This is a genomic window from Nocardiopsis sp. NPDC050513 (genome assembly GCF_044457925.1).
Taxonomy (GTDB): Bacteria; Actinomycetota; Actinomycetes; order Streptosporangiales; family Streptosporangiaceae; genus Nocardiopsis.
The window spans coordinates 203,484-216,039 of the sequence record NZ_JBITHK010000005.1 but is presented as its reverse complement, the minus strand read 5'-3'; the positions used below and the strand labels follow the sequence as shown (position 1 = coordinate 216,039).

Here is a 12,556-nt window from a genome sequence, read left to right as displayed (position 1 = left end):
GCCGTCCTGAGTGTTCCCGTCAAGGATGTGAGGGACGGCCAAGAGCGCGAAGCGCGTGTTGGATGTGGCTCTGTTCGCCTTAGCGGCGAGTGCCTACACGGGCGCGCACGAGCCAGCCGTCGCGTGCCTCTTCCAGGACCGGGGACAGCGCGCCGGCGCTGGGCCGATCGGCCTGTCGCCACTGGTGGACCCACCGCCGTACCTCCTGCCCGGAGGTGGTGTCCCCGGTGCTGAGCAGCCGACCGTCACCCAGCATCGCGGCGGCGCCTCCCGCGGAGGCGTGCCCCGGGGCCCAGCCGCGTGTGCCCAGGCCGAACATGCTCAGCCCTTCGGGGGCGGTCGCGTACAGGTAGGCGTGGAAGTCGGCGACCGGTTCCTCCGGGCCGAGCGGCGCCCCCTCCTCCAATCGAGCGCCGACGGCCAAGGCGTCCACCAGTGACCGCGCCCTCGCGGCGGCGTCCTCCCCGGTGATCCATGTGCCGCTGATCCACCACGGGTTCCCTTCCTCATCGGCGGTCTGTGCGTGCACGCCGCGCGGCGGCACCAGCCACTGGGTGAGTTCCTCGGGGTGCATCTCCACGTACCCTCCCGGCCACAGCCGCTCGGCCGTCAACCGTCCGTCGCGTGCGCGGTGGGCGCGCACGATCGCGGTGGCCCGGGGAAGCGGGGCGATCGTGACCGGGACGACCAGCGCCGCGCCCGGCACGCACTGGTCGGTCCAGGCCCGGTGCAGCAGGTCGCTGCTGGCCCAGGCCACGATCCGGTCGTAGGGGGCGTGGGCGGGTGCGCCCTCGGCCCCGTCACCGGTGACGACACGGATGTTGTCGGCGCCCCGCCGTGCGTGCAGGTCGCGTGCCCGGACGACCAGGTCGTCCACCACGTCCACGGAGACCACCGAGCCGCCCTCACCCACGAGCTCGCCCAGCAGGGCCCCGGAGAAACCGGACCCGGTGCCGATCTCCAGCACCCGCATCCCCGGGCGCACGTCCAGGCGCTCCAGCCCGGCGGTGATCGCCTCGGCCGAACTGCTCTGCCGGACGAGGCCGCCGTCCTCACGGTTGGTGTAGTACTCCTCCGGCACGGAGGCCAGGGCGTTCTGGATACGGTTTGTGGCCATCGGTTTCCTCATCCCTGGTCGTAGTGTTCTTCTCTTCGACATGGGGAGCCAGGGCTCTGTCGGCCCCGATACCCCCGAAGGCTCGGGTGGGCGTCGGCCGCACGGCGTCGGAAGCAACGTCGAGCAATGCCGTTGGCAGGGGTCCGGCGAAGGGCTTTGATGAGTTTCGAGGCCATGGAGCACCCCGGGTCCGCTCATGGTCTTCGCGCACACGACCACCTTCGACGTGAGGAGGCCGAGATGAACGACGACGGCAACAACTGACGACGCCGAGGACCGACATGACACGGGGTGGTGCGGACGAAGTTCGTCCGCACCACCCCTGCGGCGTATGTGTCCCCGGGGGTGTCAGCGGTCCGCGTTTCTGATGCGCTCCGCGAGACCCGCCAGCCAGGTGTCGTCGGCGCGCTCGTGGTCGTGGGAGGACAGGTAGCCCTGGTAGCGGTCGAAGTAGCCGTCGACGGGCGAGACCACCTCCCGCCAGTCCTCACCCGCGTTGCCGGCGGTTCCGTGCATGGGGAAGAGCTTGGCGTGGGCGTGGTCGACCCCGTAGCCCTCGTACATGATCCCGGTGCGCGCCACGTCGGGAAAGGTGGCGTCCAGGAGGCGGGCGACTTCGCGGGCAGCCAGGTGCAGGGCCGCGTATTCCTGGGGTTCCAGATCCACCACGTAGCTGGTGCGGTGGGCCTTGGGGATGACCACGGAGAACCCCTCCGTGTTGGGGAAGATCGACAGGAAGGCCACGTGTGAGGGGTCCTCCCAGATCCGGTGCGCGGGCGCGTTCCCGCTCACGATGCGGCAGAAGACACAGGCAGGGGTGGAAGGTGCGGTGTTCAACGGGCTCCTCGAAGTCGGTGCACGGCGGGTCGGACGCCGGCGCAGGCGGTGCAGTCGGGGGAGCGTTCGACGGGTTGCTCATCAAGGGCCAGCTCATGTGTCCACACGCCCATACGCCGGTTCAGGGACGCGGGTTCACCGAACCCGCCCAGGTGTCGTAGAACGTCCAGTGCCGCCAGAGACGAGGCGAGCATGTCGACCGGGCCGTTGGACGGCGCCTGGTAGCGACCGTTGACGCGTGTGATCAGCTCGCGCAGCTCTGGCTCGTCGGTGGGTGGCCGGGCGGTGAGCGTACGACAGTCCCAACAGCCCGTGACTCCGGGGATCACGAGCGGTCCCCACACCGCGATGTCGTTGACGTAGCAGGTGTTCAGCCAGACCCGTCCGGACGTGACGCAGTGCGCGTTGACCAGGTCGGTGAGGCCGGGGGAATCGGCCGAGACCAGGACCAGGTCGGCTTCGGGCAGGGCATCGAGACTTTCCTCGTCGGTGACTTCCCCGGTGATGGAACGAATACGGCATGTCGAATCGCGCCGCCGCAGCTCCCGGGCCAGCACCTCGGCCTTGGGCAGGTCGATATCGGCCTCGGCGAACAGGAACTGGCGGGTGAGGTTGCTCAGTTCGACGCGGTCGGAGTCCACCAGGGTCAGTTCTCCAACGCCGGCGGTGGCGAGCGCGGCGGCCACCAGGTTGCCGATCCCGCCGCAGCCGAGCAGGAGTACACGGGCCTGGGACAGCCGTTGCTGTACCTGATCGGCTTGAGCGCCGGACAGCTCGTAGAACAGGGCGTGCCGACTGTAACGGTCCGCGGGGTCGTAGGAGTGCGCGGAGATCAGATAGGAGTCGCGTTCCAACGTCAGCATCACCGCGTCGGCCAACGACCCGTCCACGCCGCACGACTGGGTGAGGAACGCCAGTGCCTCCGAACGTGTGCGCGGAGTCATGTGGTGATGGGCGAGTTGAACGAGCGGTTTCCAGAGCCGACGGTCGTTGATGGCCTGACGGATCGATCCGAAGCCCAGGAACAGGGTCTGCGCCTGGACGCCGATCCGTACGTAGGGGGCCAGGACACGCGGGGTCTCGGAGCGGTGGGCGCAAGGGTGCACGGATGAGCCGCCTTTCGACGAGGGACGTGATGGCCGGGGCGGGATTCCTTCGACCCTAGGACCGGCACTTCCGCCGAACCCGCAGGTTGCTCGGAATTGCTCGCGCGGCCTGTGGGAAGGCCTGGCGCCTGTCCTGCGATGCCGGGGAGACTGGACCTCCCCGTTCCCTCGGAGAGGATGCCCCCATGAGGTTGCACAAGATAGGGACCACGTCTCAGAACGGTGGTTGTCCCACGCTGTACGAGACCGACACCGGTGACATCGTGGTGCAGGGTGACCGGCTGACCGACCCCGAGGCTCTGGAACAGTTGACGGATGTGCTTGAGGGCGAGGAGTTCGTCGTCGTTCCCCGCGCTCTGTTGACACGCTTCGCCCCCAAGGAGTGAGATGAGCGAGATCATCAGCGGAGAGGCCTTCGACGACCTCTTCCGCCGATACCGCCACACCGCGTGGCGGCTGGAGACCCGCTCCTACTACGGCAAGCTCGACGAGGACCGCCCCTTCCAGGACTGGCTCGCGGGTAAGGATCCGGGCCTGGACTGGTTCACCCCCTGGCTGCGTATGGTGCGCGAGGAGTCGACCACCGGCAAGCGCATGGAGCGGGTCCGGCTCATCGACGACCCGCCCTCGGACTACCTGCGCTGGGAACTGTGGGGTACCCCCTACAACCTGGGCGTGGGGGAGGACATCCGCTATCTGCCGCGCGAGCACCCGATCGTCGCGGAGCTGCCCGACTTCGACTTCTGGGTCTTCGACAGCACCACTCTGGCCCGCCTGGAGTTCGACGGCGACCGGTTTCTCGGGGTGCGGCTCACTGAGGACCCCGGCCAGGTCCTGGCGGCGCTCCGGGCCCGGGACGCGGCCTGGCACCACGCGCTGACCTTCACCGAGTACATGGCGTCCAAGGCCGTATGACCGATTACCAGACCGCCCGTGTCTCGCTCGGTGTCCGCCTGCGCGAACTCCGTTCCGAGGGCGGGCTGTCCGGTCGCGAACTCTCCGCGCGCCTGGGCTGGCACCCCTCGAAGGTGTCGAGGCTGGAGCACGGAAAGCAGACCGCGAGCGTGGAGGATCTGCGCTCGTGGGCGCGGGTGTGCGGGCGTGCGGAAGCCGCCGAGGGACTGGTGGCGCAGCGGCGTTCTCTGGAGACCCACTACGCGAGCTGGCGCCGTCAACTGGCGGCCGGGCACGGGCCGCGTCAGTGGGCTTACGGTGAACTCGACGAGCGCACGCGCCGTTTTCGGATCTTCGAGTCGGCGTGCGTTCCCGGCCTTCTCCAGACCGCCGACTACGCCCGGTTCATGTTCCGTAGAGGGGTGCGCCTGCACCGCACACTCGACGACGGTGGCGAGGCGGTACGCGCGAGGATGGGCCGCCAGGGGATCCTCGACCTACCGGACAAGACCTTCCACATCCTGCTCTGGGAGCCCGCCCTGCGCCTTCGGCTGGGTTCGGAGGACGTGATGGCCGACCAGTTGACCCGTGTCATCGCGGAAATCATGCGGGGACGGGCGGAGATCGGAGTGATCCCGTTGCACACCGGCATGGACGTGGTTCCTTCCCACGGCTTCTGGATCTTCGACGACGACCAGGTCCTGGTGGAAACGATCGGTGCCGAGCTGTGCCTGACCGATGACGACGCGGTCGCCCCTTACCAGCGGGTGTTCGCGGAGTTGACGCGCTCAGCGGTGCGGGGCCCCGCAGCCGCCCGACTGGTGGAGGGAATCCGTCGTGACCTGGGGCGCTTCTCCGGCTAGTGATTGCCGCGATGACGCATCTATGCCGAACGGCAGGTTGACAGTCCTCACCGGTCCTGCCGTCTGACCGTTCGATCAGCGACCATCGCCCGATACGCCATGTTCGCCGACGCGGAGGAATCGATCGACATCACGGTCTACGCGGCTCCGTTCCGCCACGAACAGATTCCTGTCTGGAACGACCTGCTTTCGAGCACGGGCCGCACGGTGTGTACGCATTCGAGTGCTGATCGGTGATCCCGACTGCGACGCGCTCCGCATGCGGGGCCAGGAGGAGCGGTTCGGCCATGGGATCGAATCACGCTGCCGTCTGGCACAACTGCACGACCAGGCGCTACTCCGGACAGCGGGTATCCCTGTGGCGCAGCACTCCACCACGCTGTACGGCTCGGGGTACCGGGCCGACGACGACATGTACGTCGACACCCACCTCAACGGGGCCGACGCCTACGGCAATCCCCTGTTCCACCTGCGGCGTCATGGCGACGGCGGCCTGTTCGACGCCTACGCCCCCAGTGCGGACGCCGTATGGCGGACCTCCCAGTCTCTCAAGGAGTAGCCGGGTACGGCCTGTACCGAGTACTACGACGATCCGGCCGCGCCCACGCCGAACAGTCTGGTGGTGGCAGCCGGCGCCGCTGTTCTCGGCGAGGTGGGGCGCCTGTTGTTGCAGCGGCGGGTGGACAACGGGCTCTGGGTGATGTTCGGCAGGGCGATGGACGTGGCCGAGAGCCTGCCCGAGACCGCGGTTCGCGAGGTTCGGGAAGGGACTGGCCACGACGTGGAGGTCGCCGGGCTGGTGGACACCTGCACCGACGCCCGGCACATCATCGCCTGCAGCGATGGTGAGGTGCGCCGCCAGTTCAACGTGTGCTCTCGTGCTCGCCTCATCGGCGGCGTGCTTGCGGTGAGCGACGAGTCCCCCGAGGTGCGCTGGCTTCCTCCCAAGGAGCTGGAAGGTGTTCCGATGCACCACACCCAGCACCTGAGGGTGGAACACGCCCTCCACGGCAGTGCACCGTACCTTGGGTGAGATCCGCTCAGGCTGACTTCTGCCTGAGGACGAGAAACTCAGTGGTCTCGGCCGTCCCGGTGACCCACACGGGTCTCCTCACCGAGGCACGTCGGCGTCGCCGCCCTTTTCCAGGGACGAGGCGGCCGAAGATCGAGGGGGAGAGCGCCGACGGATGGCTGCCTCTTGACTCGACGCCCCGGCCCCGCGTGTTCGGGGCGGGGCGTCGACCGGATGAGTAGAGGGCCTACGGGCGGTCGGAACGGGTGGCGTTGAGGAAGGCGTCCCACTCGGTGCTGGGGAAGGGCAGGTGGCCACGGGAGGGGTTCTTCGAGTCCCGGACGGCCGCTCCGCAGGGGAGGTCAGCGACCTCGACGCAGTCTTGGTCTTGCGCGCTGTAGCTGCTCTTGCGGAAGGCCGTGGGGATGTGCGCGACCTCCACACATTCAGCGCGGTCACCACTGTAGCTGGACTTGAAGAAGGTCAGTCCGTCATTTCTGGTCATGCTGTTCGCTGGACTCCAAGATCTGCCGTAGGAACCGGACGCTCTCCTCGGTACGGAGAGCGGCAGCGTTCAGGTGGGAGAACACCGTCACATAGCGCTGCACGGATGCGCTCTCCTGAACGAAGAGGCTATCTGTCGAGGTCTCCGTGTAGACGATGCTCGGGTCCAGCTGACTCGGGAAGTCCAGTATGAAGAACGATCCGGACATGGCCGCGTGCATGCCTGCCTCGAAGGGGAGCACTTGGATGTTTACGTTGTGGCGCATGGCCATGTGTAGCAGGTGCTGTAGCTGCTCATCCATGACCTCTGGGCCACCCGCGTAACGATGGAATGCTGCTTCGTCGATCACGGCCCACAGGTGCACGGGGTTGTGTCTGGACAGGACATGCTGTCGATGGATGCGGGCATCCACGTTGCGGGTGACCTTTTCGTCGGTGTACGCGCCACCGCCTCGGAAGACTGCTTCGGCGTAGGCCGGGGTTTGAAGCAGGCCAGGGATGACCTGGCACTGGTACATGCGGATCATCGAGGCTTCGACCTCGAAGTCCGGTAGCGCATTGCCGCCAAAGACATCTTTGTAGCTGGACCACCAGCCCCGCTCCTTGGACTCTTGGGCAAGCTCTTGAAGGGCGGCGCGGACGTCGGCAGGTGCTTCGTAGAGATCCGCCAGAGCATCGATGTCCCTGGGCTTGATGCGGCGTGCCTCGGCTGACTCGATGTTGCTCAGTGTGGACTGAGGGACAGACGCCTGCTTGGCCGCGACGGAGAGCTTGAGTCCATGTGCTTCACGCAGGCGACGGAGCTCCCGAGCGAGCCTACGACGCCGCACAGTGGGGCTGATGGGGTGGTTCATATGGGGAGTCTACGCAGAAGTTGCTTCGAATATCGAGTTCTTCGTTGACATCTCGAATATCGGGGATGATGATGGAGGTGTAGTCAGTGATCGGCGCATCACTGAGCGTCGACAGCGTTCCTGCTGGTCAGGCTACGCCGTGCCCCTTCCCGCTGTCCGGGAAACGCGAAGGTCTCACCCCTGCGGGCACACCGAACCCCCGTCCGCTCCACGCACGCAAGGAGTCTGTTCGTCATGCCCGCAAGCGCCCCCATGCCCGTGCTGCCGGAGATCACCGTCTCCCTCAGCGAGCTCGTCCCGCCCCGCTGCCGCCACTACTTCAACCACCGGTCCGGTCGCCCCCACTACCGCACCCGCCGCTACGACTTCGGCTCCTCGCCCCAGTACATGCCGCTCGTCCGCGCGTTCCTCAACGCCTGCGCCGCCGGACAGGACGAGGACTACCGTTTCGTGTTCACCCTGCTCGGGTCGGAGCTCGCGAACAACGCGGTGCACCACTCGAAGTCGGGGGAGCGGTTCGGGTTCTACACCCTGCGGTGCGTGCGCCGCCGTGACGGCCTCCACCTCACCTGCCGTGACGAGGGAGCCAAGCGCACCCATACCCGGGGGAAGACGGACAGCCACTACCTGACCGCAGACCCCGCCGGTCTCGACCTCGACGCCGAATCCGGTCGCGGCCTGGCCCTGGTCGACGCCCTGGCCACCGACTGGGGCGACAACGGCTTCACCGGCCACCGCCAGGTGTGGTTCTTCCTCGCCTACGACCTGACCGGAAGCCGCTGGAACGACCCGCGTTAGCAGGCCACTCCGGCTCCCCGGCCACCAGTCAACACGACAGAACTGACACGGGCCCGAAAGAGCGATGCCGCGCTCTTCCGGGCCCACCGATCCCGACATCCAAACCGGCCAAGGTGAGAAAGCAGGATCAGTGACGCATCCTATCCCCGCACCCCGCCCACCCGTCGACGTTTTCTCCGACTCCGCCGCACGGCCCGGCACGGTCCCGGGTCCCTTCTGCGCGTCCTGCGCGCACCCCTCCTGCCGACGCGGTCGCGCCGCACGCCTGCCCCGCCTTGGCGGGCACCGCGCGGAGTTCGCTCGCGAGCACCTGCGCGCGGCCTCCGTTCAGTCGCGCTACCCCCATCTGGCCGTGTGGTTCGGGGAGTCCACGCTGTCCTACTGGGTGGCCGGGCCGGACGGACTCACCGAGGCCCCGAACCTCGGAGCCCTCCTACTCCTGGTCGGCCTCGTACAGGTCGGTGCCTGAATGGCTGTCGGGCCGGGTGGTGGTCATGTTCGAGTGTGACCACCACCCGGTGCCCTTCGCTGCGGCTCGGTGCCCGGATTGGCGGTAGAGGTTGAGGAATCGAAGTGCGAGCAGCATCCTCCAGACGGGACAATGAAGGAACCCTGTCCCTCTCGTCGTGTTGGGAGCCCTCGTGGTCGATCATGCGCAGCTACTGAAGGACTTGCAGAAGCAGGTGCGTCTGCTGGAGACAGATCTTCGGGAGCGCGGCGAGGACCCCACCGCGATCAAGGGCATCGGGCCGAACGGGCAACCGGAGACCTTCGACGCCTACCTGAAGCACGAGTACCAGCGAGCCCGAGACGCTGAGCGGACCGCGACCACCGAGGGTGAGTGGCGTGAGGGCCAGATCACCCAGGCCGCGGTGGCATGGGTGCTGTCCACGGTGTTCCTTCGCTTCTGTGAGGACAACGGACTCCTGGAGCAGCCTTTCATCACGGGGCCGAAGGACGAACGCGACCGGTACAGCGTTGCCCAGGAGTTGAAGGAAGCCTGGATTCTCCAGGGGCGGAGTGACAACCCCGATGCTCCCGAACGCACCGACCGGGACTGGTTGGAGCACGCCTTCGCGCAGATGAGCGTGTCCTCGGTCATGGCCGGGCTGTTTGACAAGAAGCACAACCCGATGTGGTCGATCACCCCGTCCCACCAGGCGGCCAGGGCGCTCATCGAGTTCTGGCGTGAGGTGGGGGAGGATGGTCACCTCGTCCATGACTTCACTGATCCCGAGTGGAACACCCGCTTCCTCGGTGACCTGTACCAGGACCTGTCCGAGGCGGCTCGGAAGACCTACGCGCTCCTCCAGACCCCGGAGTTCGTTGAGGAGTTCATCCTCGACTACACGCTGGAACCCGCGATTGAGGAGTTCGGACTCGATGGCAACCGCATCTACCAGGAAGACAACAAGGGATTCCGCCTGATCGACCCGACCTGTGGGTCAGGGCACTTCCTGCTGGGTGCTTTCCACCGTCTACTGAACAAGTGGCGCGAGGCCGAGCCTGGCGCATCTGACTGGGAACTAATTAGCCGCAGCCTGCGCAGTGTTCATGGCGTCGACAAGAACTCGTACGCGGTAGCGATCGCGCGATTTCGTCTGCTCATCTCCGCGATGAAGGAAGGTGGAATCACCTCCCTGGGCGCGAGCAACCCTGATTGGCCCATCGTTGTGGCCACTGGTGACTCCCTGATTCACGGTCGCGACGTTCCTGGGGCTAAGGATCACATTCCTGGGCTGGGTGGGGTGCACCGCTATTCGACCGAGGACTTTTACGAATTTTCGAAAGATCATGATCTCCTTGGAGCTCGAAGTTACCATGCGGTGGTTGGAAATCCGCCATACATTACAGTGAAGGATAAAAAGGAGAAGGGGAACTATAAGGAGAGCTATCCTTCATGCTCAGGGGCTTATGCTCTTTCTGTCCCGTTCGCGGAGAGGTTCTTCAATCTCGCTAGGCGTGCGGGTGCGAATGAACACGGCCCTGGATTCGTTGGGCAGATTACCGCAAACTCCTTCATGAAACGCGAGTTTGGCAAGAAGCTCATCGAAAGGTTCTTCAGAGATGACGTGAGGCTCACTCACATTCTCGACTCGTCCGGTGCTTATATTCCGGGGCATGGTACGCCGACGGTAATTCTCGTTGGGCGTAATACCACTAATAGCCACAAGGCGATTGTGCGCGTGCTTCTGGGGGTGCGTGGTGAGCCTTCTCAGCCTTCAATTGCGTCTGAAGGTCTTGTGTGGAACGCGTTGGTTAATCAGGTAGATCACGCTGGAAGTGAGTCCGAGTGGATGAGTTCGGTGGATCTTTCGTGGTCTTCGCTGAAGAGTCATCCATGGAGTCTCTCTGGTGGTGGGGCTGGCGAACTCTTTTCCGCTCTAAGTGGAAGTCGAAAGATTCGTGAGGTTGTCGCCCTGATTGGTAGGAGTGCGCACACTGGGAGCGATGAGTCCTACTTTGCGCCTGTGGGGACATGGCAGAGATTTTCTGTTGGATGCGGTGGAGTTAAGCCCCTCGTTGAAGGTGATGCAGTTCGTGATTGGGTTATCGATCATCGAACTGAAGCTCTATTCCCCTATGGGGATGACCTGAGGGCTTCACTTGAGGATCCATCGGTTGGCCGTATGCTATGGGTGCTTCGTCAAGATCTGCGCTCGCGCCAGGAGTTGGGTGGAAGTCATGAAGAAGTGGGTTTGACCTGGTATGAGTGGAGCAGGTGGCACCCCGAGCGGTTTCGTGTGGCTCTCGGGATCGGAATGTCCTTTGTGGCTACGCATAACCACTTCGTGCTTGACCGGGGTGGGAGGGTCTTCAAGCAATCGGCTCCGGTGGTCAAGTTGCCGGAGGGGGCTACGGAGAATCAGCACCTTGAGTTGTTGGGGGTGCTGAACTCGTCGGCGGCGTGCTTCTGGCTCAAACAGGTGAGTCAGCCCAAGGGAGGTGCAGACAACTCAAGTGGAGGTGGCAACCGGTGGGCACCTGAACCTTGGATCGAGCGATACGAGTTCACTGGAACCAAGCTCCAGAACTTCCCGCTTCCCCAGAAGCTTCCCCTTGTCCGTTCCAAGGAGCTTGACGCGCTCGCGCAGAAGCTCTCCGCCCTCGAACCCTCCGCCGTCGTGGAGTCGGCTGTACCAACCACAGAACTCCTCAAGGAAGCGAACGCCGAGTACATCGCCACTCGCCAGCGGATGATCGCTCTCCAGGAGGAACTCGACTGGGACGTTTACCATCGCTACAATCTCATCTCCGACGCCCAACTCGCTGAGCTGACGATCCCCGACACCGCCGACGTTCCCAAGATCAACCTGGGGGAGCGGGCCTTCGAGATCGTGCTCGCGCGCAAGCTGGCTGCCGGTGAGGAGAACACAAAATGGTTCTCTCATCACGCCTCTACACCCATTACGGAAATCCCCTCCCACTGGCCTGACGCCTACCAGCAGGTCGTCGCCAAGCGCATCGAACTCATCGAGTCCGACAAGAACATCAACATCCTCGAACGTCCCGAGTACAAGCGCCGCTGGCAGTCTGAACCCTGGGAGAAGAAGCAGAAGGCCGCACTCAAGTCCTGGCTGCTCGACAAGTGCGAGGACCGCCGCCTCTGGTTCACTACCGACGACCACGGCGACGAGCGCACCCGCCCGCTCTCCGTCCGTGCGCTGGCCAACCGGGTCCGCGACCTGTTCCCCGAGGCCGCCGAGGTCGCCGCGCTCTACGACTCCGACAAGGACTTCGGGCAGGTCATCGAGGAGATCACCAAGACCGAACACGTCCCCTACCTCGCGGCCCTGCGCTACAAGGAAACCGGCATGCGCAAGCGCACCGACTGGGAACACGTGTGGGACCTCCAGCGCCAAGAGGACAAGCTCAACGCCGACCTCGCCGAGGGCGAGCAGGAGAAGCGTCTCGACATCCCCGTCCCGCCCAAGTACACGTCCGCGGACTTCCGTAGGAGCGAGTACTGGTCCAACCGGGGCAAGCTCGACGTCCCCAAGGAGCGGTTCGTCTCCTACCCGGGTGCCGAGACCGACACCGACCCCACCCTCCTGCTCGGCTGGGCCGGATGGGACCACGCCCAGCAGGCCGACGCCCTGGCCACCCTCGCCCACGAACGCCGCGACGAACTGGGTTGGGGTAGTGAGGACACCCGCGACAGGATGGTGCCCCTTCTGGCCGGACTGCTCGAACTGCTGCCCTGGGTCGAGCAGTGGCACACCGAGACCGACGAGTACGGCGACACCCCCGCCGACCACGTCCGGGAGGACCTCACCGACCTGCGCAACGCCACCGGCGTCACCGATTCGGAGATGACCGACTGGCGGCCTCCGGCCCCTGCCCGGGGTCGGCGCAAGAAGTCCTGACCCCCACTCCTCACCCCGGGCTGGACGACGGCTCCGGCCCGGGGCCACATCCGGCCACACTCGGCCACCTTCCCTCGGACACCCCCGACAGCACCCGGGACGTCCCGACCTCCGGCCGGTGGCCGTACCGACACCGCACGCCACCCGCCTGACATGGGCGTTCCCTGCCACCGGAACACCCCTCTTTCCGCACCCCGCATGTCC

13 protein-coding genes are annotated in these 12,556 nt (G+C 65.6%); 8 read left to right on the top strand and 5 right to left on the bottom strand.

The window, feature by feature from the left end; translation table 11 throughout:
* Positions 1-79: 79 nt before the first annotated feature.
* The 3 genes from ACIBFB_RS11245 to ACIBFB_RS11235 all read right to left on the bottom strand — a co-directional run bounded on the left by ACIBFB_RS11245 (position 80) and on the right by ACIBFB_RS11235 (position 3,060).
* Positions 80-1,117, bottom strand: coding sequence for a protein-L-isoaspartate O-methyltransferase (locus tag ACIBFB_RS11245; protein WP_397228812.1), 1,038 nt, complete (start codon positions 1,115-1,117; stop codon positions 80-82).
* Positions 1,118-1,465: 348 nt separating this feature from the next.
* The gene (locus ACIBFB_RS11240) at positions 1,466-1,954 is read right to left on the bottom strand and encodes an HIT family protein (RefSeq protein ID WP_397228810.1); all 489 of its coding nucleotides are present in this window, start codon (positions 1,952-1,954) and stop codon (positions 1,466-1,468) included.
* Positions 1,951-3,060, bottom strand: coding sequence for a HesA/MoeB/ThiF family protein (locus tag ACIBFB_RS11235; protein WP_397228808.1), 1,110 nt, complete (start codon positions 3,058-3,060; stop codon positions 1,951-1,953). Before ACIBFB_RS11235 ends, ACIBFB_RS11240 begins: the two co-directional genes overlap by 4 nt.
* 185 nt (positions 3,061-3,245) lie before the next feature.
* Here ACIBFB_RS11235 and ACIBFB_RS11230 point away from each other — a divergent pair, with 185 nt between their 5' ends.
* The 5 genes from ACIBFB_RS11230 to ACIBFB_RS11210 all read left to right on the top strand — a co-directional run bounded on the left by ACIBFB_RS11230 (position 3,246) and on the right by ACIBFB_RS11210 (position 5,850).
* Entirely contained in the window at positions 3,246-3,446 is a 201-nt protein-coding gene (locus ACIBFB_RS11230; protein ID WP_397228806.1) for a hypothetical protein, read from the top strand.
* Between the two features lies 1 nt (position 3,447).
* On the top strand, positions 3,448-3,975 hold the full coding sequence (locus ACIBFB_RS11225) for a DUF6879 family protein (protein WP_397228804.1): 528 nt from the start codon (positions 3,448-3,450) through the stop codon (positions 3,973-3,975).
* Positions 3,972-4,817 carry a helix-turn-helix domain-containing protein gene (locus tag ACIBFB_RS11220; protein ID WP_397228802.1) on the top strand — a complete coding sequence of 282 codons (846 nt, stop codon included), beginning with the start codon at positions 3,972-3,974 and terminating at the stop codon, positions 4,815-4,817. The genes ACIBFB_RS11225 and ACIBFB_RS11220 overlap by 4 nt, the downstream gene beginning before the upstream one ends.
* 223 nt (positions 4,818-5,040) lie before the next feature.
* Positions 5,041-5,376 carry a hypothetical protein gene (locus tag ACIBFB_RS11215; protein ID WP_397228800.1) on the top strand — a complete coding sequence of 112 codons (336 nt, stop codon included), beginning with the start codon at positions 5,041-5,043 and terminating at the stop codon, positions 5,374-5,376.
* A 63-nt stretch (positions 5,377-5,439) separates the two neighbouring features.
* Positions 5,440-5,850: an NUDIX domain-containing protein gene (locus ACIBFB_RS11210; RefSeq protein WP_397228798.1), complete on the top strand. Its 411-nt coding sequence runs from the start codon at positions 5,440-5,442 to the stop codon at positions 5,848-5,850.
* 226 nt (positions 5,851-6,076) lie between these two features.
* On the opposite strand, the gene ACIBFB_RS11205 is transcribed toward ACIBFB_RS11210, so the two are convergent.
* Both ACIBFB_RS11205 and ACIBFB_RS11200 read right to left on the bottom strand, forming a co-directional pair.
* Positions 6,077-6,334, bottom strand: coding sequence for a DUF397 domain-containing protein (locus tag ACIBFB_RS11205; RefSeq protein WP_397228797.1), 258 nt, complete (start codon positions 6,332-6,334; stop codon positions 6,077-6,079).
* Complete coding sequence (locus ACIBFB_RS11200) at positions 6,321-7,187, bottom strand: helix-turn-helix domain-containing protein (protein ID WP_397228795.1); 867 nt, start codon at positions 7,185-7,187, stop codon at positions 6,321-6,323. The genes ACIBFB_RS11205 and ACIBFB_RS11200 overlap by 14 nt, the downstream gene beginning before the upstream one ends.
* 234 nt (positions 7,188-7,421) lie before the next feature.
* Between ACIBFB_RS11200 and ACIBFB_RS11195 the strand changes: the two genes are divergently transcribed.
* From ACIBFB_RS11195 to pglX, 3 genes are all read left to right on the top strand, one after another.
* On the top strand, positions 7,422-7,985 hold the full coding sequence (locus tag ACIBFB_RS11195; RefSeq protein ID WP_397228793.1) for an ATP-binding protein: 564 nt from the start codon (positions 7,422-7,424) through the stop codon (positions 7,983-7,985).
* Positions 7,986-8,115: 130 nt separating this feature from the next.
* The gene (locus ACIBFB_RS11190) at positions 8,116-8,454 is read left to right on the top strand and encodes a hypothetical protein (protein WP_397228791.1); all 339 of its coding nucleotides are present in this window, start codon (positions 8,116-8,118) and stop codon (positions 8,452-8,454) included.
* Between the two features lie 172 nt (positions 8,455-8,626).
* Positions 8,627-12,352 carry a BREX-2 system adenine-specific DNA-methyltransferase PglX gene (gene pglX, locus ACIBFB_RS11185; protein WP_397228789.1) on the top strand — a complete coding sequence of 1,242 codons (3,726 nt, stop codon included), beginning with the start codon at positions 8,627-8,629 and terminating at the stop codon, positions 12,350-12,352.
* Positions 12,353-12,556: the final 204 nt, after the last annotated feature.